The sequence below is a fragment of the Paenibacillus sp. ClWae2A genome (assembly GCF_032452295.1).
Classification (GTDB): Bacteria; Bacillota; Bacilli; order Paenibacillales; family Paenibacillaceae; genus Paenibacillus.
The window spans coordinates 407,228-430,599 of sequence record NZ_JAULSQ010000003.1 but is presented as its reverse complement, the minus strand read 5'-3'; the positions used below and the strand labels follow the sequence as shown (position 1 = coordinate 430,599).

The 23,372-nt window shown below is 47.5% G+C and carries 18 protein-coding genes; all 18 read left to right on the top strand.

Annotated elements, in window-relative coordinates:
- Positions 1–153 precede the first annotated feature (153 nt).
- The 18 genes from bshC to ftsZ all read left to right on the top strand — a co-directional run bounded on the left by bshC (position 154) and on the right by ftsZ (position 23,358).
- Positions 154–1,785 (top strand): bacillithiol biosynthesis cysteine-adding enzyme BshC, encoded by a 1,632-nt coding sequence (gene bshC / locus QVE09_RS13180; protein WP_315937130.1) that lies wholly within the window; start codon positions 154–156, stop codon positions 1,783–1,785.
- Positions 1,786–1,829: 44 nt separating this feature from the next.
- Complete coding sequence (locus QVE09_RS13175) at positions 1,830–3,095, top strand: adenosylhomocysteinase (RefSeq protein WP_047843755.1); 1,266 nt, start codon at positions 1,830–1,832, stop codon at positions 3,093–3,095.
- A gap of 273 nt (positions 3,096–3,368) precedes the next feature.
- Positions 3,369–3,806 carry a division/cell wall cluster transcriptional repressor MraZ gene (mraZ, locus tag QVE09_RS13170; RefSeq protein WP_017687291.1) on the top strand — a complete coding sequence of 146 codons (438 nt, stop codon included), beginning with the start codon at positions 3,369–3,371 and terminating at the stop codon, positions 3,804–3,806.
- 18 nt (positions 3,807–3,824) lie between these two features.
- Complete coding sequence (gene rsmH, locus QVE09_RS13165) at positions 3,825–4,775, top strand: 16S rRNA (cytosine(1402)-N(4))-methyltransferase RsmH (RefSeq protein ID WP_315937129.1); 951 nt, start codon at positions 3,825–3,827, stop codon at positions 4,773–4,775.
- A gap of 27 nt (positions 4,776–4,802) precedes the next feature.
- Positions 4,803–5,231 carry a hypothetical protein gene (locus QVE09_RS13160; RefSeq protein ID WP_036674831.1) on the top strand — a complete coding sequence of 143 codons (429 nt, stop codon included), beginning with the start codon at positions 4,803–4,805 and terminating at the stop codon, positions 5,229–5,231.
- A 12-nt stretch (positions 5,232–5,243) separates the two neighbouring features.
- Positions 5,244–7,577, top strand: coding sequence for a penicillin-binding transpeptidase domain-containing protein (locus tag QVE09_RS13155; protein WP_315937128.1), 2,334 nt, complete (start codon positions 5,244–5,246; stop codon positions 7,575–7,577).
- Positions 7,578–7,671: 94 nt separating this feature from the next.
- Positions 7,672–9,624: a stage V sporulation protein D gene (locus tag QVE09_RS13150; RefSeq protein WP_315937127.1), complete on the top strand. Its 1,953-nt coding sequence runs from the start codon at positions 7,672–7,674 to the stop codon at positions 9,622–9,624.
- A gap of 140 nt (positions 9,625–9,764) precedes the next feature.
- Entirely contained in the window at positions 9,765–11,252 is a 1,488-nt protein-coding gene (locus QVE09_RS13145) for a UDP-N-acetylmuramoyl-L-alanyl-D-glutamate--2,6-diaminopimelate ligase (RefSeq protein WP_315937126.1), read from the top strand.
- Positions 11,252–12,664, top strand: a complete 1,413-nt coding sequence (locus tag QVE09_RS13140) for a UDP-N-acetylmuramoyl-tripeptide--D-alanyl-D-alanine ligase (protein ID WP_315937372.1) — start codon at positions 11,252–11,254, stop codon at positions 12,662–12,664. The genes QVE09_RS13145 and QVE09_RS13140 overlap by 1 nt, the downstream gene beginning before the upstream one ends.
- A gap of 12 nt (positions 12,665–12,676) precedes the next feature.
- The gene (gene mraY / locus QVE09_RS13135; RefSeq protein ID WP_047843751.1) at positions 12,677–13,645 is read left to right on the top strand and encodes a phospho-N-acetylmuramoyl-pentapeptide-transferase; all 969 of its coding nucleotides are present in this window, start codon (positions 12,677–12,679) and stop codon (positions 13,643–13,645) included.
- A gap of 3 nt (positions 13,646–13,648) precedes the next feature.
- Positions 13,649–15,070, top strand: a complete 1,422-nt coding sequence (gene murD, locus QVE09_RS13130) for a UDP-N-acetylmuramoyl-L-alanine--D-glutamate ligase (protein ID WP_315937125.1) — start codon at positions 13,649–13,651, stop codon at positions 15,068–15,070.
- Positions 15,071–15,118: 48 nt separating this feature from the next.
- Positions 15,119–16,216 carry a stage V sporulation protein E gene (spoVE, locus tag QVE09_RS13125; protein ID WP_278298912.1) on the top strand — a complete coding sequence of 366 codons (1,098 nt, stop codon included), beginning with the start codon at positions 15,119–15,121 and terminating at the stop codon, positions 16,214–16,216.
- Between the two features lie 7 nt (positions 16,217–16,223).
- Positions 16,224–17,333 (top strand): undecaprenyldiphospho-muramoylpentapeptide beta-N-acetylglucosaminyltransferase, encoded by a 1,110-nt coding sequence (murG, locus tag QVE09_RS13120; RefSeq protein ID WP_315937124.1) that lies wholly within the window; start codon positions 16,224–16,226, stop codon positions 17,331–17,333.
- A 149-nt stretch (positions 17,334–17,482) separates the two neighbouring features.
- Entirely contained in the window at positions 17,483–18,388 is a 906-nt protein-coding gene (gene murB / locus QVE09_RS13115; protein WP_315937123.1) for a UDP-N-acetylmuramate dehydrogenase, read from the top strand.
- A gap of 17 nt (positions 18,389–18,405) precedes the next feature.
- Entirely contained in the window at positions 18,406–19,689 is a 1,284-nt protein-coding gene (murA, locus tag QVE09_RS13110) for a UDP-N-acetylglucosamine 1-carboxyvinyltransferase (RefSeq protein WP_315937122.1), read from the top strand.
- A gap of 58 nt (positions 19,690–19,747) precedes the next feature.
- Positions 19,748–20,515: a cell division protein FtsQ/DivIB gene (locus QVE09_RS13105; protein WP_315937121.1), complete on the top strand. Its 768-nt coding sequence runs from the start codon at positions 19,748–19,750 to the stop codon at positions 20,513–20,515.
- Positions 20,516–20,808: 293 nt separating this feature from the next.
- Entirely contained in the window at positions 20,809–22,092 is a 1,284-nt protein-coding gene (gene ftsA / locus QVE09_RS13100; RefSeq protein WP_076211532.1) for a cell division protein FtsA, read from the top strand.
- A 150-nt stretch (positions 22,093–22,242) separates the two neighbouring features.
- Positions 22,243–23,358 (top strand): cell division protein FtsZ, encoded by a 1,116-nt coding sequence (gene ftsZ, locus QVE09_RS13095; RefSeq protein ID WP_017687306.1) that lies wholly within the window; start codon positions 22,243–22,245, stop codon positions 23,356–23,358.
- Positions 23,359–23,372: the final 14 nt, after the last annotated feature.

The following is a 23,372-nucleotide window of genomic DNA, read 5'->3' as shown; positions in this document are numbered from 1 at the left end:
AATATTAAAGCGATATGCTATTATTGATGTATTAAATGCCGCCGACTCGTTCGGCGGTTTTTTTCGTATTTTAATCACTTTCTTTTGACGAAGCGGCCTTGAATTCGGTACAATCAAGAAAGGCTCTTTGAAGCAGAATAGGAGGCAGACCTCATGAACGGTATTACCGAGGCACTCCGCAGCGGATCAAGACTTGCAGAAGATTATATCTGTTCAAGAGATGCTGCGCGTGGCCTTTACGAGTATGACATTCGCTGGGAAGCAGGACTTCAGGCGCGTGCCGAGTGGCTGGACCAATCGGAAAACACACGTATTGATCGTCGTGATCTGGCAGAGTATTTACGTATATATAATAAGCGTGTGAACGACCATGGAGAGGTTCATGCGTCTATCACACGTCTTGCAGAACAAGATGCACTAGTGGTTACAGGAGGACAGCAAAGCGGTCTGCTCACCGGACCACTGTTCGTCATATACAAAGCCGCCAGCGTAGTGGCAGCTGCGCGTGAAGCGGAAAAAAGACTTCAACGCCCGGTAGTCCCGGTATTTTGGATTGCCGGTGAAGACCATGATTGGGATGAGGTTAATCACACGTATCTACCTGATCCTCAGGGAGACATGAAGAAGGTCAAGTTACAAGGACGATTCGCAGGAAGGGATTCTGTGAGTAACGTTCATGTGGATACGCAGCAGTGGATGAATGTACTCGAACAGGTGGAACAGCTATTACCTGATACGATACATAAACCAGGATTGATGAAATGCATCACAGAGATCCATCAATCGAGTTCGAATCTGAGTGATGCATTTGCCCGCATGATATCTGCCTTGTTTGCCAGCAGTGGACTTGTTCTAATGGATGCATCAGATCCAGAGTTGCGCAGGTTGGAACAGCCCGTGTTTGAGCGGTTGATACGAAAAAATGAAGTGCTGCGCAGCGCATACACACAAGGTGCTTCGCTGGTACAACAAGCTGGTTATGCTATGCCTGCCGAAGTAGCGGAGGATGGAGCCAATCTGTTCTACATTCATGAAGGTACGCGTCTGCTCTTGTTGTTGAAGGACGGTTTATATAGTGATCGCAAAGGTTTGGTTTCTTTCACAGAGGAACGTTTGCTTCAGGAACTGGAAGAACATCCGGAGCGCTTCAGTAACAACGTATTGACACGACCATTAATGCAAGATTCCGTGCTGCCTGTAGCCGCTGTTATTTTGGGGCAAGGTGAAATTGCATATTGGGGTTTGACTCGGGAAGCTTTCCATCAGTTCGGATTGCAAATGCCCATTTTGTTGCCGCGGTTGTCCTTCACCATTATGGAAGATATTCATCACAAACATATGAAACAATATGGACTTTCTTTTCAGGATGTTCAATATCATATGGAAGAAAAGAAGGAGCAGTGGCTCGCACAGCAGGAGACGTTCCAGGTAGATGAACAGTTTGACAAGGTTCAGGAAGCGTTTCTTGATCTGTATGGACCGTTGTTAGATGAGATCGCGGAGATTCATCCGGGTCTGGAACGAATTGGCGATACCAATTTGAGTAAAATCAACGAGCAAATGCAGTATCTGAAACAGCAGACTCACAAAGCTATCGAAGATAAACATAATGTGAGTCTAAGGCACTGGAATGGCATTCAGAACTCCTTATTCCCAACGGGCAAACCACAGGAACGAGTACATAATGCACTCTTTTACCTGAATCGTTATGGCACCGAGTGGATCGATGAACTGATTAAGGACTCAAGCGAATTCCTTGGAGAGCACAAGGTTATTGCACTATAGAGCCCTTTATAATAGAAGAAACACATAAACAAGGAGGAAATGGAATGACTACACCTGCATTGCAAAACAGTATTGTTAAAGATATGGGACTTGCTTCAGAGGGTCACCTGAAAATTGATTGGGTAGAAGCACACATGCCGGTATTAAACCGCATTCGTCGCCAGTTCGAACAGGATCTGCCCTTCAAAGGTTTGAAGGTTGCCATTTGTCTTCATCTGGAGGCGAAAACAGCTTACTTGGCAAAAGTGATCCAAGCGGGTGGGGCGGAAGTAACGATTACACACAGCAACCCATTGTCTACACAAGATGATGTCTGCGCAGCATTAGTGGAAGACGGCGTTACAGTTTATGCGAAGTACAATCCGGAGCCTGCGGAATTCAAATCACTGCAACTGCGTGCGCTTGAGGTGAAGCCTGATCTCATTATTGATGATGGTGGAGACTTTGCAACCATTATTGCATCCGAGCGCCCTGACCTCGCAGCAACCATTCGCGGAGGAGCAGAAGAAACGACAACGGGTATTATTCGTTTGAAAGCATTGGCGAAAGAAGGCCAATTGAAGTTTCCGATGGTTGCGGTTAATGACGCATACTGCAAGTATCTGTTTGACAATCGCTACGGTACGGGACAATCTGCATTCGACGGGATTATTCGTACAACTAACTTGGTTATCGCTGGTAAAAACGTAGTGGTAGCAGGTTATGGCTGGTGTGGTAAAGGTGTAGCGATGCGCGCCAAAGGTCTTGGAGCGAATGTGATCGTAACCGAGATCGATCCAATCAAAGCGGTAGAAGCACACATGGATGGATTCCGGGTCATGACGATGGTGGAAGCCGCCAAATTGGGCGATTTCTTCATCGCAGTTACAGGCAATAAGGATGTTATCACAGGTGAGCATTACGATGTAATGAAGGACGGAGCGATTCTGAGTAATGCAGGTCACTTTGATGTTGAAGTGAATAAACCTGAACTGGCTAAACGTTCGGAATCGATTCGCACAGTTCGCCGCAACATTGAGGAATATCGTTTCAAAGACGGTCGTAAAATGTATCTTCTTGCAGAAGGTCGTCTTGTAAACCTGGGTGCAGCAGATGGTCACCCTGCCGAAATCATGGATACAACGTTTGCTCTCCAGGCACTTGGTCTGCGTTATGTGAGTGAGAATTATGAAAACTTGGGTAAAAACGTGGTTAATGTACCTTATGATATCGACCAACAGGTTGCCAGCTATAAACTTGAAAGCCTGAATATTGGCATCGACTCCTTGTCAGCTGAGCAAGAAAAATACCTGGATAGCTGGAAATTTTAAGCTCTATCCAATAATTACAAGCTGATGAAATGACTCAATAGGTATAGAATGGTTTATTGATGATATGGCTCATGTGCGGGTAGACATACGAATGCCCGTTTAAGGGAAACGTCTTTGATCCTGAGTGACAGGATCAAGGACGTTTTTTTATGCTGAAAAATTAAAAAATCAAGTAATGCAAGAAGGGTTTTGATTTTTTTGTGCGAATCTATTATGCTTAGGTGGTGGAAAGTGGGGCAAAGTGGGAGAAACGGGTGAGGAGTGAGTGGGCCAATGTTTATGGGGGAGTTCCAACATAGCATTGATGATAAGGGTCGGGTTATCATTCCGGCTAAATTCCGCGAATCTCTGGGACCGTCTTTCGTTGTCACACGGGGTTTGGACCAGTGTCTTTTCGTGTACCCCATGGAGGAGTGGGGGGTCATGGAACAGAAGCTCAAAGCACTGCCATTGATGAAATCTGATGCACGTGCGTTTACCCGATTTTTTTTCTCGGGTGCAACCGAATGTGAACTGGACAAACAGGGCAGGGTAAATCTGCCGGGCAATTTAAGAGAGTATGCCAAGCTGGACAAGGATTGTGTTGTTCTTGGCGTGTCGAACCGGGTGGAGATTTGGAGCAAAGGCATATGGGAGAGTTATTTCAATCAATCCGAAGAAGCATTCAACGACATTGCCGAAAAGCTGGTCGATTTTAATTTTGATTTATAAAGTCAGGAGGGGTGCAGGTTGTTTCACCACATAACCGTACTCAAAGAAGAGGCAACAGAGGGATTAAACATCAAGCAGGACGATATATACGTGGACTGCACTTTAGGCGGTGGCGGACATAGCTCCGTGATTGCTTCCAAGCTCGGTCCAGGGGGACGTCTGATCGCACTTGATCAGGATGATTGGGCTTTGGATAATGCTCGCGAGAAGCTCGCTGCCTATGGAGAACGTGTAACATTGGTGAAAACCAATTTTCGAGATCTGGAACAGGTACTCAAGGATCTGAATGTACCAATGAAGGATGGCGTACCACAGGTCGATGGTATTTTGTATGACTTGGGTGTGTCATCTCCGCAATTTGATGAAGGAGAACGTGGATTCAGCTACAATCACGATGCTCCGCTCGATATGCGAATGGACCAGGATGCAATGCTGACGGCCAAAGAGATTGTGAATGAGTGGCCAGAAGAAGAGATTGCCCGAATTTTGTATCGCTATGGTGAAGAGAAGTTTTCGAGAAGAATTGCCCGTGTTATCGTCGGAAAACGAGCGCAGTCTACCATTGAGACGACAGGTGAACTCGTGGAACTGATCAAGGAAGGCATCCCGGCGGCAGCTCGCCGTACTGGTGGACATCCTGCCAAACGCAGCTTCCAGGCATTACGCATTGCCGTCAACGATGAGTTGGGTGCGTTTGAAGAAGGCTTGCATCAGGCTGTTCGTTGTCTGGCACCAGGAGGACGTGTATCTGTTATTACCTTCCACTCCCTTGAGGATCGGATATGTAAACAGATTTTCAGCAGCTATCTGGAAAAATGTACATGTCCACCCGATTTTCCGTTGTGTGTATGCGGCGGCAAGGGTACCCTGCGTTTAGTTAACAGAAAACCGTTGATTCCAACGGAAACGGAATTGGACGAAAATTCACGTGCTCGTTCAGCCAAGCTGCGCGTAGCCGAGAAATTGTAGATCAAGAGTGGAGGAGAGAATCGGAGTATGGCATATACACGTGGTAATCTCGCTGTAAAAGAAAAAGCGTCCCAGGAACGTGTGACCCAGCAACGATACAAAGAAACCACCAAAGTGGTGACCCGTCGTACGGGTCTTCCGGCACGCGAGAAAATTTTGTATCTGATTACCCTGGTTGCAGTGATCCTTGTTGGAGGAGCCTTGATGTCTCGTTATGCTCATATCTATGATCTGAACAAGCAGGCACAGTCCACTATTTCGGATATCAAGGGGTATGAAAAGACAATTGCAGACCTGCAGGTGGAAAAAGAAACATTGAACAACCAGGTCATCGAAAATGCAAAACAACTGGGTTACGTTGAAGCTTCCGGTAAAGATGTCATTTATGTACCTCGCTCAACAAGTACAAAATCAACTGGTACTGAATCGTCCTCAAATACAGCAAGCAGTAAGTAAAGAGGTGTTCCGATGATAAAAAGAATAAAGATGCGCACGTTGCTTATAGGGGGATGTATTACCCTCTTTTTTCTTGTACTCGTAACCCGAATCTTTTTCATTCAAATTGTGAATGGCGGTGTATGGCAGGAACGGGCAGCCGGTTTGGTAGAGCGGGAACAGACGATTAAGGCTGCACGTGGAACGATTACGGATCGAAATGGTAACATTTTGGCTACTGACGCGCCTGCGTATACGGTTTCGGTCAATCCCCTCTTGATCGATGAACTTGGCATACAGGATGTTGTCACGGAGAAACTCTCTACCCTTTTAGGGAAAAATGAGAGTGAGATGCGTGCTCTAGTCACAGCGAAGAAAGAAAATGGCGATTTTTTCCAGCAGCGTGAAGTACGCAGTGAAGGATATAAGATAAGTCCTGAGCTTGCGGAAAAAGTCAACGAACTGCGTGAGGAATTACAAGAAGAGTACAAGGCTCGTAATGCAATTGTGATGGCTCAGGAGTCGAAGCGTTTTTACCCTGAAGAAACACTTGCTTCTCATCTCTTGGGATATATGAGCCGTGATGGGAAAGCTGTCAATGGACTTGAAGTCTCATATGATGAAGCATTGACAGGCACAGATGGGTATCTGAATTATCAGAAGGACGCCAAAGGCATTAAACTTCCGGATTCACAGGATAACTATCTGCCACCTCAGAACGGGAAAAATCTTACGCTGACCATCGATGATACGATCCAGTTCTACATTGAGGATGCAATGAAAGAAGCCGTTGCCAAGTATAACCCTCTGAGCATGACGGTCATTGCCGCCGACCCAAACACAATGGAGATTCTAGGGATGGCCAACTGGCCAACCTTTAACCCTAATACGTATGGGAGTACACCTGATCAAAAGAATTTTATCAACCATGCTACTCAATCCATCTATGAGCCAGGTAGTACATTCAAAATAGTTACGCTAGCAGGGGCTGTAGAAGAAAAACTCTTTGATCCCAATGCAAGTTTTGAATCCAAACGTATGTATATCGGTGGTTTCCCGATTAGTGATAATGGTCATGCCTATGGTTGGATCTCTTATCTCGAAGGTGTTAAACGGTCAAGTAACATTGCTTTTGTTAATCTGGGTTACAACATGCTTGGTGGTGAACGTCTGCGTCATTACATAGACGAATTTGGTTTCGGCAAAAAGACGGGTATTGATCTGCCGAATGAGGCAGCGTCACCGATCAAGCCACTGGTTTACAAATCCGAGATTGCCACGGCAGCCTATGGTCACGGTCTTGTACAGGTAACACCAATTCAACAGGTCGCAGCCATCTCTGCGATTGCCAACGGCGGCAAATTGCTGGAGCCACATCTGGTGAAGGAGATCAAGAACCCGAATGATGGGACAACAGAAGTGATCAAACCCAAAGTTGTTCGTCAGGTGATTTCCAAGGAATCCTCCAAACTGGTGAGCGGTTATCTGGAACAAGTGGTTGCAGACCAAACGATTGGTACCGGTCGTAACGCCTATATTGAAGGTTACCGTGTAGCTGGTAAGACAGGTACGGCAAGAAAGGTTGTTAACGGAGCATACAGCAAATCAAAAGACGTTGTATCGTTTATTGGATTCGCACCCGTGAATAATCCGAAGATTGCTATACTTGTTGTCATTGACCAACCGGATGGAACCAACATTGGGGGAGGAACCGCAGCTGCCCCGGTGTTCAAAAAGATTGTCAGCCAGACTCTTCAATACATGGGAGTACCCAAAGATACAGCCAAAACTCCTGACAAAAAGTCAAAAGAAGTCTCTGTCGTACAAGCCAAGGCGCCTGACTTGAGTGGCAAGACAGCCAAACAGGCCAGAAGCCAGCTTCTAAGCGCAGGTATTGCTTATGTGACTCTTGGTCAAGGTGATAATGTAATTAGGCAGTATCCGGTTGCTGGTGCTTCTATGAATCCAGGCCAACGAATCTATCTGCTAACGGAAGAAAGCAGCAAGATGAAGATTCCCGATCTAACAGGTGAATCTCTCCGCGATGCCCTTGAAGTACTTTCTCTCATGAAAGTGGGGGTTACGGTCAAGGGTGAGGGCTATGTCGTGAAGCAAACCGAGCAGGTCGCAGGTGAGCAGAGAACCGTGCAGTTGAACTTGCAAACTGCCAAAGCTGCAGTGACAGGTATAGCCGATGAGGCTCCAGTCTCTTCTGATCCGTCGTCAGAAGCTGAAGTGAAGGAACAAGAAGCTTCGGGCGGAGAAGGTAAAACCGACGGAACAGACGAAACAGATAACAACAAGGCTCCTGCCAATGAATCCGAATCCTCTGACGATCCAGCAACAAACGGGGCTTCGCTACCATAGGGAGCTCTGACAGCTTGTTCTAACCCCCGGTTGTCCTGAATATTCATGAATGGAACGAATGTCATGATTTTGGGACGAGTGGGGGGATCTTTTCGTGAAGGGATCAAGCGTAAATCTGCGGCGCAGGTTGCTATGGAGTTTAATGATTTTAGTATTGTTATTTTCGGCCCTGATGATCAGGCTTGCTTATGTACAGCTCGGGGAAGGCCGCGAATTGTCAGCAAAAGCAGAAGAGTCCTGGCGGCGTAATATTCCTTACTCAGCCAAGCGGGGGGAGATTCTGGATCGAAATGGAACCTCTCTGGCCTATAATGTGACAACACCGACCATTATGGCCATTCCGGCTCAGGTTAAAGAAGCTGAAACGACAGCTAAGGCGCTGGCCCCATTGCTTGGGATGACGGAAGAGAAAGTGCTTGCAACCATCAAGAAACGAGAACTCATTGTAAGACTACAACCCGGCGGCCGCAAAATTACGATGGAGAAAGCTCAGCGCATCCGTGATTTGAAGCTTCCGGGTATCGTTGTTGCTGAAGACAATAAACGTTTTTATCCTTATGATGATTTGGCTGCACATATTCTTGGTTTTACGGGCATTGATAATCAGGGCTTAACGGGTGTCGAGAAAAAATATGATGATAAGCTGAATGGTTTGAATGGCAGTGTGTCCTACTTGTCCGATGCGGCCGGAAGGCTAATGCCCGGCTCATCCGAGAAGTATGTGGAACCGAAGGACGGCCTTAACCTCAAGCTGACCATTGATAAATCCATTCAGTCCATCATGGAGAGAGAACTGGATCAGGCCATGGTGAAGTTCCAGGCGAACTCAGCATTGGCCATAGCGATGAATCCCAAAACAGGTGAAATTTTGGGGATGTCCAGCAGGCCGGGATACGAACCTGCCGATTATCAGCAATATCCAGCGGAGATATACAATCGGAATTTACCGATCTGGATGACCTACGAGCCGGGCTCCACATTTAAGATTATTACTTTGGCAGCAGCGCTTGAAGAGAAAAAGGTCAATCTGCAACAGGATCAATTTTTTGATCCCGGATATGTTGAGGTGGGTGGAGCTCGTCTGCGTTGCTGGAAAAAGGGCGGTCACGGAAGTCAGACCTTCTTACAAGTTGTGGAGAACTCATGTAACCCGGGCTTTGTGGCTTTGGGGCAGAGGCTGGGCAAAGAATCGTTGTTCTCCTATATTAAAGACTTCGGCTTTGGCACCAAAACAGGGATCGACCTCAGCGGAGAAGCCAGTGGAATTCTGTTCAAACTTTCCAGAGTGGGGCCTGTCGAGCTTGCAACGACGGCTTTTGGTCAAGGTGTATCCGTAACGCCCATTCAGCAAGTAGCAGCTGTGTCAGCGGCCATCAATGGGGGTAAACTTTACAAGCCTTATGTTACGAAAGCGTGGGTCCATCCGGTCACTGGAGAAGTCATGGAAGAAGCCAAGCCGGAACTGGTTCGTCAGGTAATCTCGGAGAATACATCCAAACAAGTACGTGAAGCACTCGAGAGTGTTGTCGCAAAAGGTACCGGGCGTCCGGCATTCATTGATGGATACCGGGTTGGTGGCAAAACAGGTACAGCCCAGAAGGTTATCAACGGACGTTATTCCTCTACCGAGCATATTGTATCCTTTATCGGATTTGCACCGGCAGATGACCCTCAGATTGTGGTCTATACCGCAGTGGATAACCCCAAAGGAATTCAGTTCGGAGGTGTGGTTGCCGCCCCGATTGTGCAGAACATCCTTGAAGATGCGTTGCATTATATGAATGTCCCTGTTCGGAAGGATCAGGTCGCCAAAGAATACAAGTATGGTGAAACTAAAATCGTGACAGTCCCAGACTTGACAGGAGCTACTGTTGAAGATCTGTACGAAGACCTGAACATGAATTTTATGCTGGCGAAGTCTGGCAGTGGTAAATACGTGATTAATCAGGCACCTAAGCCTGGGGCGAGGGTAGATCAGGGATCGACCATCCGCATTTATATGGGTAATGTACTGAACGATGCACATGATCACACGAAGGATGAATAACTGGAGAATCGGAGCAGTTTCGACTTCAAGCGCAACAAAATTCACCCAAGTGCGTTTCATTATTTGGTTGTATTGACGATATTAATAAATACAGACATATGTTAAAACAGAAGTATAATTGGAAAAGTGAGGTTATTCATGTGCTTTTAAAACAATTTGCATCGATGCTGACCACCGCCCGCCTCGTGGGTGAATCGAATACAGAATGCCAAAACCTTCAGACAGATTCCCGGCAGGTAAAACCGGGTGATCTGTTTATCTGTCTTCCGGGACATACGGTAGATGGTCATGATTATGCAGAAAAAGCTGTAAATGCAGGTGCAGTTGCATTGGTGGTTGAACGGCAACTGGATCTGCCTGTACCACAATTGCTGGTGAAGGACAGCCGGTTTGCGATGGCTGTTCTGGCAGACTTCTTTTTTGACTCGCCAAGCCAGAAGATGAATATGATTGGTGTAACGGGAACGAACGGAAAAACGACGACCACCTATTTGATTGAAAAAATCATGAGTGATTACGGACGCAAGACGGGATTGATCGGTACCATTCAAATGCGGTATGACGGTCGCACCTACCCGATGTCAGGAACAACTCCAGAGGCGCTTGATCTGCAGCGCAGTCTGCATGATATGGTTCAGAAGGGTACGGACTGCTGTGTTATGGAAGTTTCTTCTCACGCATTGGAACAAGGGCGAGTTAAGGGAACAAATTTCCGTACTGCGGTATTCACTAACCTGACGCAGGATCATCTGGACTACCACCATTCCATGGAGGAATATCGCGGGGCCAAAGGATTGTTCTTTGCACGACTGGGTAACGGTTATACGGAAGATGTTTCGCAGCGTAAATTCGCTGTCATCAATGCAGATGATCCGGCAGCGGCTTATTTCATCTCCGTGACTGCGGCTGAAGTGATTACATATGGCATGGGTGAAGAGGCGGATGTACGCGCATCCCAAATCTCAATCACTTCTCAGGGAACTTCTTTCCACGTGGATACATTTGCAGGTAGCACGGATATTCGCTTGCGCATGGTAGGCAAATTCAATGTGTACAATGCAATGGCAGCCATCTCCGCAGCGCTGGTGGAAGGTATCCCACTGGAAGAGATCAAGCGCAGTCTGGAGACGGTTCCGGGCGTGGATGGACGTGTTGAAGGAGTGGACGAAGGACAGCCATTTGCTGTTATTGTCGATTATGCCCATACACCGGATGGACTGGAGAATGTGCTGCGGACGGTGAAGGAATTTGCCGAAGGACGTGTAATCTGCGTGTTTGGCTGTGGTGGTGACAGGGACCGTACCAAACGCCCTCTCATGGGGAAAATTGCTGCGAATTATAGTGATTTTGTACTGGTTACTTCCGATAATCCACGGACAGAAGATCCGGATCTGATTCTCAAAGACATTGAACAGGGCCTGATTGAAGAATCCGTTCCTGCTGAACGTTATACGATGATTGTGGATCGACGCCAGGCGATTCATGAAGCTATTGAAATGGCAAGCCCAGCCGATGTAGTATTGATTGCGGGCAAGGGTCACGAGACCTATCAGATTATCGGCACAACCAAAACCGATTTTGATGACCGAATCATAGCCAAAGAAGCGATAAGGGGCAAATCCAATTGATAAAAAGAACATTGGCACAATTGGCCGAGATGTGTGGAGGAGCATTAAGTGACGTTGCTGCTCATGGCAATGTAATGATTGAAGGGGTATTTACCGATTCGCGTAAACCCCTGGAAGGCAGTTTGTTTATCCCGCTAGTGGGTGAAAGGTTTGACGGACACGAGTTTGTGCAAGCCTGTCTAGAGAAGGGGGCTGCAGGGGCGATCTGGCAAAAGGATCATGGTCTTCCGCCACAAGGAGCTGTCATTGTTGTTGACGACACACTTGTCGCACTGCAAGCACTCGCATCTGCTTATCTAGCGGAGAATAAAGCGGCTGTTGTCGGCATTACAGGCAGCAACGGCAAGACAACAACAAAGGACATCGTGGATGCCATTCTCTCGACGACGTTCAAAGTGCATAAGACGCAAGGCAACTTCAATAATCACATTGGTTTACCACTGACTGTATTAAGTATGGACCCGGATACCGAGATTATCATTTTGGAGATGGGTATGAGTGGTCGCGGGGAAATTAACGATCTGTCGGTTATTGCTCAGCCTGATGTAGCGGTCATTACCAATATTGGTGAATCACATCTGCTTCAGCTGGGGTCCAGACTGGAGATTGCCAGAGCCAAAGCCGAGATTGCCGCGGGATTGAAGCCTGGCGGGTTACTGATCTACAACGGAGACGAGCCTTTAATTGCACAAGTCCTTGAAGAGCCTGCAACGAAACAACCCGATGGATTGCAGCGGTTTACATTTGGTCTGCAAACCGATAATGATGACTATCCTACAGGACTTATGAATGCGCAGAACGGAGTAGTTTTCACCACCAAACAGTCTGGAGAACATGCATTCACGCTACCTCTGCTGGGAACGCATAATGTCGTTAACTGTCTGGCTGCTTTGGCTGTAGCTCGTCATTTCAAAGTGACGACGGAGCAGATTGCCGCGGGATTATCTCGCTTGAAACTGACAGGCATGCGTATTGAGGTTACTCAAGGTGTTAGTGGTCTAACCCTGCTGAATGATGCATACAATGCAAGTCCAACCTCCATGAAGGCCGCAATCGATGTCTTGGAAGGTCTGAAAGGATATCGCATGAAAGTGGCTGTGCTTGGTGATATGCTTGAACTTGGTCCTCAGGAGCAGGATCTGCATCTTGGAATTGGTGAGTATATTACATCTGCCAAAATGGACATGGTGCTCGTATATGGCCCGCTATCAGCGCATATTGCTGAAGGAGCAAGAAAGCATATGCCGGCAGAGGCTGTGCATGCTTTTATAGATAAAGAAGAAATGACCCGTTATCTACTGGAGAAACTACATCCCAGAGACGTTGTCTTGTTCAAAGCCTCAAGGGGCATGAAGCTGGAGGACGTGGTCGAAGCACTACAAATAGCACCATTACAGAATCGAGTAGACTAGAGGGGTGAACCCATGGATTTTCAGGTATTACTGTTAACAATCGGCGTTTCATTTATTCTGGCGGTGATTGCCGCACCGCTCCTGATTCCGCTGTTACGCCGAATGAAATTCGGACAGCAAGTTAGGGAAGATGGGCCTCAGAGCCATTTGAAAAAAAGCGGAACACCCACAATGGGTGGAGTCGTCATTTTAGTTGCGTTCACATTGGCCTTTTTGAAATTTTCGGCAGTCAAGAATACAGACTTTTATGTCTTGCTCGTGGCTACGCTGGGATTCGGGCTGATTGGCTTCCTGGATGATTACATCAAAATTGTGTTCAAACGTTCGCTGGGGCTGACGGCCAGACAAAAAATGCTGGGCCAATTGTTCTTCAGTGCAGTGATGTGTTTCTTGCTGATCCAGAATGGACACAGCACAGCCATCTCTATTCCGGGTACGTCATTCTCGTTTGACTGGACCGGATGGTTCTATTATCCGTTTGTTGTATTCATGATGCTTGCCATTACCAATGCGGTTAACTTTACCGACGGTCTGGATGGTTTGCTGTCAGGGGTAAGTGCGATTGCCTTTGGGGCGTTTGCCATTGTGGCTATGCAAGCCACGTCGATGCCGGCAGCAGTATGTGCAGCAGCGATGATCGGAGCCGTGCTAGGTTTTCTGGTATACAATGCACATCCGGCCAAAGTGTTTATGGGAGACACCGGTTCTCTGGGGATTGGCGGTGCGATTGGTGCGGTAGCGATTGTAACCAAAACAGAGCTTCTATTTGTCATTATCGGCGGTATTTTTGTCATCGAGATTCTGTCTGTCATCATTCAAGTGGTATCATTCAAAACTCGTGGCAAGCGTGTATTCAAAATGAGCCCCATTCACCATCACTTTGAATTAAGTGGCTGGTCAGAATGGCGGGTTGTTATTACCTTTTGGGCGGTAGGCGCAATTTTGGCCGCTCTTGGACTTTATCTCAACAAGGGGTTGTAGATCATGAACCATCCTGAATCATATCGCGGACAACAAGTAGTCGTGCTCGGATTGGCCAAAAGCGGCGTACAGGTCGCCAAAGTGCTGGATCGCGCCGGAGCGAAGGTTACAGTAAATGATAAAAAAGAGAGAGATCAATGTCCCGAAGCTTCCGAATTGGAGGCTTTGGGAATTTCTGTTGTATGCGGAGGACATCCGGATGATCTGATTCACAGCGATGTGATGCTGGTTGTCAAAAACCCGGGTATCCCATACCATGCAGCTCCTGTGCAGCAAGCTTTGGCATTGGGCATTGAAGTGGTGACCGAAGTAGAGGTTGCTTATCATCTATGTGCTGCACCCATGATCGGGATTACGGGCTCCAACGGAAAAACAACAACCACCACTTGGGTGGGAGAAATGTTGGAGCATGCCGGCCTCAAGCCGATCGTTGCCGGTAATATCGGAACACCTCTCTGTGAAGCGGCAGAGCAAGCTTCTCCAGATAATTGGATGGTTGTTGAGCTTAGCAGTTTTCAACTCAAAGGAACGGTTGATTTCCGACCGCGTATTGCGAGCCTACTTAACGTTGCAGAGACGCATCTGGACTATCATGGGGATCTGGATGATTATGTGGCTTCCAAAGCCAAACTGTTCGCGAATCAGCAGCCTGACGACGTAGCCATTCTGAATTGGGATGATGCGGTATGTCGTGGTCTGGTTCCTTACATCAAAGGTAGATTGCTTCCCTTCTCAATGATTGAGAAATTAGATACAGGTGTGTATGCAGATCCTCCTTATGTGGATGGAGAAGAGGATGATGTGAAGCGTCAGATGATCTACGCGGATGAAAAGGGGAATCACCACACCATTATTGACATCGAGAACATCGGCATCGCTGGACGATTCAATGTGGAGAATGCAATGGCTGCTGTGGCCATTGCCGTAGCGGCAGGAGCTGATCCAGCAGTGCTGGCTGCTCCACTTGCAGACTTCAAGGCGGTTGAACACCGACTTGAATACGTTCTAGAGCATAATGGCTCTGCGTACTACAACAACTCCAAAGCGACCAATTCGAAGGCTACGGTCATGGCTCTGAACTCGTTCAAGGAGCCTGTTGTATTAATTGCTGGAGGGCTGGATCGCGGATCAGACATGATGGAGTTGTTACCCTTGTTCCAGGAACGGGTAAAAGCTGTCGTTGCGCTTGGAGAGACACGGATGAAAATTGCCAAAGTCGCGGAACTTGCCGGATTAAAGCAAATTAAGGTCGTCGATAATGAGGAGGACGCTGCCCGGACGTTAACCGTTGCTGTGCAGGAAGCATCGAAGCTTGCCAGTGCCGGTGATGTCGTTTTGTTATCCCCGGCATGTGCAAGTTGGGACATGTTTGCTTCCTATGAAGAGCGGGGACGCATTTTTAAAGAGGCGGCGCATAACTTGTAAGTAGGGGGGTGGAAAAGCCCCTACTTCCATGCAAGGGGTGGCCTCCTGATGAAACAGACGCGACCGGCACCAGATATTTGGTTGCTGATTAGTATTTTGGCATTGCTTGCCATCGGCATCGTAATGGTATATAGTGCGGGCTCGGTGCTTGCCTTTCATGACTATGGCGATTCATTTTATTTTGTAAAAAGACAGGCCCTGTTTGCGGTGCTTGGGCTTGTGGCCATGTTCGTCACTGCTAACGTAGACTACCGGGTGTGGAGGAAATATGCCAAGCCTATACTGATTGCCTGTTTTATTATGCTCATTGCGGTGCTCATTCCTGGCATCGGTGTGGTTCGTGGTGGTGCACGAAGTTGGCTGGGCATTGGTTCGTTCGGTATTCAGCCCTCAGAATTTATGAAGCTGGGCATGATTCTGTTTCTCGCTCACTGGCTGAGCAAGGAACCGGGCAAAATCAAAACCTTCACAACGGGGCTTCTGCCACCGCTGGGATTGATCGGTTTGGCTTTTGGTATTATTATGCTGCAACCTGATTTGGGGACAGGCACCGTGATGATGGGCGCATCGATGCTTATTATTTTCACAGCCGGAGCGCGAATGAAACATCTGAGCTTGCTTGCTCTTGGCGGCGTAGCGGGGTTTGCAGCTTTGATTGCAGCAGCTCCCTATCGGTTGCAGCGTATCACAGCGTTTTTGGACCCGTGGTCCGATCCGCTGGGTGCCGGATATCAGATCATTCAATCGTTATACGCGATTGGTCCTGGTGGACTGGCTGGATTGGGACTGGGTATGAGCCGGCAGAAGTACAGTTATGTACCTGAACCGCAAACGGACTTTATTTTTAGTATTTTGGCCGAAGAACTCGGCTTTATAGGTGGAATGATTGTATTATTGTTGTTTCTGGTGCTGGTGTGGAGAGGAATGCGTGTAGCCATGACCGTTCCGGATGCCTTCGGCAGTCTGCTTGGTGTTGGTATCGTAGGTATGGTCGCCGTACAGGTCATTATTAATATTGGTGTTGTCATTGGCATGATGCCTGTTACGGGCATTACATTGCCTCTGATCAGTTACGGCGGATCATCATTGACCCTCATGCTCACAGCACTGGGCATTTTAGTGAATTTATCCCGTTATGCGAGGTGACTATGCGATGCGAGTCGTTCTAAGCGGTGGCGGTACGGGTGGACATATCTATCCGGCCGTTGCCATAGCAAGACAATGCGAGGCGGAGAACCCGGACTCGACATTTCTATACATTGGAGGAACCAGAGGACTGGAAAGCAAGCTGGTTCCCCAGGAAAATATTCCTTTTAAATCCATTGATATTACGGGTTTTCGGCGGAAATTGTCCATCGAGAACCTGAAAACGGTCATGCGTTTCATTCAAGGTGTACGCAAGTCCAAAAAAATGCTGAAGGAATTCAAACCGGATGTTGTGATTGGTACAGGTGGATATGTGTGTGGACCTGTGGTATATGCAGCAACAAAACTGGGAATTCCGAGTATAATTCATGAACAGAACGCTATTCCTGGTCTGACGAACAAATTTTTGATGCGTTATGTGGACACGGTTGCCGTTAGCTTTGAAGGTTCTGAAAAATCGTTTTCCGGCGCAAAAAAGGTGATCTACACCGGTAATCCGCGAGCGACTACGGTAGCCCAGGCTAGCCGTGATCGTGGTTTTGCCACGTTAGGTGTACCGATGAACAGCCGTGTTGTTCTCGTGGTTGGTGGCAGTCGCGGGGCAAAAGCAATCAATCAGGCCATGGTGGACATGGCTCCAATGCTGGAACAGCTGGACGATGTACATGTGGTTTACGTGACAGGGGATACCTATTTTGATGAAACCCGTGAAGCCATTCGCAGCTCATTGGGTACGATGCCAAACCACCTGCATGTCCTGCCTTACGTGCATAATATGCCTGAGGTGCTTGCCTGCACATCCTTAATTGTAAACCGCGCAGGTGCATCATTCCTTGCGGAGATTACATCACTGGGTATTCCTTCGATTCTGATTCCGTCACCTAACGTGACTAACAATCATCAGGAAGCCAATGCACGCACGCTTGAAGATGGAGGCGCGTCACTCACGATGCTGGAGAAGGATCTTACAGGCAAAGTCCTGTATGAAGCCATCGCCAAAATTATGAATGATGAATTGGGACGCAAACGAATGGCTGAATCCTCCCGGAAACTGGGGAAACCCGATGCAGCTGAAGTGCTTGTTCATGAAATTCAGCGTCTTGCTGCACGCCGATAAAGTGCGTTTGTGGGCGATTGTCACACACAAGACGGGGCTGACATAAGATACCGTATAAATCGTGACCATCGTTCCATGGCGCCAGAACACGGTCTGTAACAACAGAACATACCGTGCTCATCGGTTTTGAAGCAAAGGAGGAAGCAAACATGCATCAGTGGATATCGTTACTATCCCAGAATAATGTTGGCAGAGTTCTTGAAAACGAATCGCTAGCCAAATACACCACATGGAAGATCGGCGGTCCTGCGGATGCACTGGTCATTCCCGAGAATAAAGAGCAGATGATGAATCTCGTTCAATTGCTTCACACGTATCAGATTCCGTGGATGCAACTTGGACGGGGCTCAAACATGCTGGTGTCAGACAAAGGAATACGTGGTGTTGTGGTGAAACCAGGCGAGGGCTTTGATTATGCCGAATTTCACGAAGGCGGTGTAACCGCCGGAGCGGCGCATTCTTTTGTTAAACTCAGTGTGGTTGCTGCCAAAAAGGAATGGACCGGTTTGGAATTCGGCAGCGGTATCCCCGGCACTGTCGGTGGAGCTGTGTATATGAATGCAGGTGCGCATGGATCGGATGTGTCACGGATATTCAAATTCGCTGAGATTGTACTGGAGACAGGGGAATTGGTACATTACAGCAAGGAGGACATGGACTTTGCCTACCGCCACTCTGTTCTGCATGATCGGAGAGGCATCGTGCTGGAAGCTACATTTGAACTCCAGCCTGGAGAGCGCAACGTCATTTCGGAAACGATGGCGGCTTACAAAGATCGCCGTCGCCGCACACAGCCACTGCAGATGGCATGTGCAGGTAGTGTATTCCGAAATCCACCGGGTGATCATGCAGCCCGCCTGATTGAAGCAGCAGGGCTGAAAGGAATGACCCAGGGAGGCGCACAGGTATCCACCATGCATGCCAATTTCATTGTTAATACAGGCCAAGCAACAGCAGAGGACGTTATCACCCTAATGCAGCAGATACAGAGCACTATATCATCTCAAAACGGTATTAACCTGGTACCGGAAGTCTTCGTAGTGGGTGAGCGGTAAACCCCGGAGGTGATACATTGGACAAATTGGTGATTGAAGGCGGGAAACCCCTCTCAGGATCCATACGCATCCATGGAGCAAAAAATGCCGCTTTACCAATTATGGCCGCAAGTTTGTTGGCAGATGGAGAAGTTACACTGCATAACGTTCCACACTTGCTGGACATTGAGGTGATGCTGTATATCCTGGAACGGCTTGGATGCACGTGTCGGCATGAACAGGGAACAGTGACGATTAATACCTCGTCTATCCGGTCATATGATGTGCCAGAAGATCTAATGAAGCAGATGCGCTCTTCCATTTTTTTGATGGGACCATTGCTGGCTAAGTTTGGGCAAGTGTCAGTGTATCAGCCAGGAGGCTGTGCCATTGGAGAACGCAAAATTGATCTTCACCTCCGGGGCCTGGAAGCGCTCGGAGCTTTGATTGAAGAGCAGGACCAACAGATTATCTGTCATGGGCACAATCTGGTGGGTACAGACATTCATTTGGATTTCCCGAGTGTGGGAGCGACCGAGAATATCATGATGGCAGCCGTTCTGGCTAAAGGCACGACAACCATTTGCAACGCGGCAAGAGAACCTGAAATACAGGACCTGCAACACTTTCTGAATGCTATGGGTGCAAGCATTATTGGTGCAGGAACGGATACAATTACGGTTAATGGCGTTGAGAAACTGAAGCCTTGTTCCTATGAGATTATACCGGATCGAATCGTTGCCGGAACCGTAATGATTGCAGCAGCAGCAACAAGAGGCAATGTTACGCTTACACACTGCAATCCTGCTCATCTTACTTCACTTATACATGTATTGAAGCGCACTGGTGTTCAAATCACAGTCTGCAATGATATAATGACGGTGAGCTGTATGAGCCGTCCCAAATCAGTAGACCGTATTGTGACTTCTCCGTATCCTTCGTTTCCGACAGATTTGCAATCGCAAATCATGGTGCTGCTCAGTCTGGCAGACGGATTCAGTGTGATGAAGGAAACGGTATTCGAGGGCCGGTTCAAACATGTGGATGAACTGAATGTGATGGGGGCTGATATTTCAGTCGATCTGAACGCAGCATTTATCCGTGGTGTTCCCCGTCTGTACGGGGCTACAGTAGAAGCAACCGATCTTCGTGCAGGTGCAGCTCTGGTCATTGCTGGTCTGGCTGCTCAAGGCAAAACGGTTGTGGAGCAAGTGCATCATATTGACCGGGGCTACGATCAGATCGAGAAGTTATTCCAAAGTCTTGGAGCATCGGTTGAGCGACAGTCGCCCGTTTCGAAACAGTTGGATTTTGCCAATTAACGTCCTTGGCGTCCCCTTCTTGAAGGGAGGGGACCTGAGGCTTTGTGGAGCGCTACTTATGCCTAAAAGTCAAATTCCGGTTCTGAAGAAGAATCGGCCAAAAGGAAACACAAGCCGCAAAATTGTAATTATTCTCTTATTATTATTTATTGTATTGCTCGCTGTATTATTCTTTCGTTCTTCCATGAGTCGGATTTCGGCAATTGAAATTACGGGTAATGTATACACAGCGACTTCAGAACTGCTGGAGAAAAGCGGTCTGAAAGAAGGCGATCAATTTTTTGGGACAAGCACTGCCGAGGTTATTGAGCGTCTCAAGACCATCAAGGCGATTTCCACCGTTACCGTGGACAAGCAATTTCCGGGTATCATCCATATCAAGGTTCAGGAGTATGCCACGGTTGCGTATGAACTTGGTTCTGACGGTACGTTAAAAGCGATATTGGCCAGTGGGACAAGCCTGACGGTTCCGGCAACAATTGGGGTTGCTGTGGAGAAGCCCATATTGACCCAATGGAAGGCTGATGATCCACTCAAAGCCAAACTGAGCCAGACACTGGCTAAAATTCCGAATGAATTGACGACGGATATTTCGGAAATTATTCCGAATCCAACGCCTTCATTTCCGGATCAGATTCGGATGTATACCAAATCGCAGTTTGAAGTGATTACAACCGTCTCTCTTTTATCGGATAAAGTGGAGTATCTGAATCAGGTGATTGAGACCGAACGGCCTGGGAAAATCACCATGCTTGAGGCAGATACCTATGTCCCTTTCATCCCGGATGACCCGGAAGATGATGCTGAACCAGGAGCAAGCCCCTGATCTTTGCCATTATGAGGCTGGACTGAATATGAAAGCCTAGGCAGGTCGGGGTTTGGCCCCGTCAGAGCAATGAAACTTGTTCTTTCTGAGATGAAGAAAAAATGATACACTTGAACTTATGGCACATGAGTTGCCTCCTTCTTTTTTCTTCAATGTTTTATGTCTGGCAACCAGATTTTGACACCCAAAAACATTGTAGAAAAAAGAGGGAAAGCCTAAAGTGTGTTGAATATGTTTTAAGAGTGTTTAAATTCGAACGTAATTTACTATTGGAGTCAGGAGGTGCCACAGACTTGAGCAACAATGACATCATTGTTAGTTTGGACATCGGTACATCCAAAATTCGAGCTATTATTGGGGAAATGAATAATGGAACCTTTAATATTATAGGAGTTGGATCTGCCGACTCGGAGGGAATTCGCAAAGGTGTAATCGTAGATATCGATCAGACGGTGCAGTCGATTCGCAACGCAGTGGATCATGCAGAACGTATGGTAGGTATTCAAATATCCGAAGTGTATGTTGGAATCTCGGGAAATCATATCGGACTGATGAGCAGTCACGGCGTCGTGGCTGTGTCTAACGAGGATCGTGAAATCGGAGAAGAAGACATGGAACGGGTGTTGAAAGCAGCCGAAGTCATTGCAGTTCCGCCGGAACGGGAAATTATTGATGTTGTCGCCAAGCAATATGTTGTAGATGGCTTGGAAGGCATACAGGACCCCCGTGGTATGATTGGTGTTCGTCTGGAAGTTGAAGCAACGATCATTACGGGTGCAAAAACCGCGATACATAATCTTTTGCGCTGCGTGGAAAAAGCGGGTCTGAAAGTAAGCGATCTGGTTCTCATGTCGCTTGGAGCGGGTCAACTGGCTTTGTCCAAAGATGAAAAAACGATGGGTTCAGTGCTTGTTGATATTGGAGCAGGTGCAACAACCATCGCCATTTTTGAAGAAGACAGTCTTGTTGCAACATCAACATTGCCTATAGGTGGGGAATTCGTAACAAATGATATCGCCTATGGCTTACGCACGTTAACGGATCAGGCGGAGAAGGTGAAACTGAAATATGGCTGCGCCTGGTTGGATGATGCTGCTGCGGATGTGATGTTCAAAGTCACCCGAATTGGCAGTAATGTAGACAAGGAGTTTTCACAGGAGGATCTGGCGGCTATTATTGAACCTAGGGTTCAGGAAATATTCCAGATGATATCCCAAGAAGTGAAGCGTCTTGGTTACAACGAGCTTCCTGGAGGTTATATACTAACGGGAGGTACGGTCTCTATGCCGGGGGTTCTGCAGGTCGCTCAGCATGAGCTTGCTGCTTCGGTACGAGTTGCAGTTCCGGATTATATTGGTGTGCGTGACCCTGGCTTTACAAGCGGAGTCGGCATATTACACAGTGTAATTCGCAGTTTGCGCATTCGTCCCTCGATCAATAACGGCGGTGGAAATAACAACAACAATAATAACAACAAGAAACCGACCAACCGTCCGAAGCCAAATGCGGCACAGGAATCGGAGCAAAAACCTGGTCTGTTCGAACGGCTGAAGAATATGTTCAGTGAATTTATATAACAGGTTGGATCCATTTCATACATTCTTGAAGCCGTCTGAATGCGCCGGTACTAAAATAAACGCTTTCGTTCGTCGATATATGAAATTGATTCGGTTCAAATCAAAAATTGGACGGGCCATCCATGCACATTGAGGGGGAGATGGAATAATATGTTGGAATTTGATTTCGAGATGGAGAGCTTGGCTCAAATTAAAGTCATCGGTGTAGGCGGCGGCGGAAGCAATGCAGTCAACCGTATGATTGAAAATGGTGTACAAGGTGTTGAATTTATTACGGTGAATACGGATGCTCAGGCGCTACACCTGGCGAAATCCGAGCATAAATTGCAAATCGGTGATAAATTGACTCGTGGTCTTGGTGCTGGCGCCAACCCGGATGTAGGTAAAAAAGCAGCGGAAGAGTCCCGCGATCTGATCATGAATACGTTGAAAGGTGCAGACATGGTATTTGTTACAGCCGGTATGGGCGGTGGTACAGGTACAGGTGCGGCTCCGGTTATCGCCGAAATCGCTAAAGAGTGTGGTGCACTTACCGTTGGTGTCGTAACTCGTCCATTTACATTCGAAGGACGCAAGCGTTCCAGCCATGCAGAGCAAGGTATTGAAGCTCTCAAAGAAAAAGTCGACACACTGATCGTAATTCCTAATGATCGTTTGCTCGAAATCGTAGACAAAAAAACACCTATGCTTGAAGCGTTCCGTCAAGCGGATAACGTACTTCGTCAAGCTGTACAAGGTATCTCTGATTTGATCGCTGTACCAGGTCTGATCAACCTTGACTTTGCTGACGTCAAAACGATTATGCATGAACGTGGTTCTGCCCTTATGGGGATTGGTGAATCAACAGGTGAGAATCGTGCCGCAGAAGCAGCGCGGAAAGCCATTATGAGTCCTTTGCTGGAAACTTCTATTGAAGGTGCTCGCGGCGTAATCATGAACATTACGGGTGGCGTTAATCTGTCTCTGTATGAAGTGAACGAAGCGGCAGAGATCGTAACGTCTGCTTCCGACCCGGAAGTGAACATGATCTTTGGTGCCATCATTGACGAAGATCTCAAAGAAGAAATTAAGGTTACGGTTATTGCAACCGGTTTTGAGGATAAACCTGCACCACCACCACCAGGACGTAAGCCAGCTCCAGCAACAGCGGAGACGACGGATACGCGTTCGCCGAATCTGCGTCCTTTCGGAAATCAGCCGAGCAATGATCAGCTGGACATTCCGACATTTTTACGCAATCGTTCACGCAATAATAACAACGATTAATACGCATATCGATT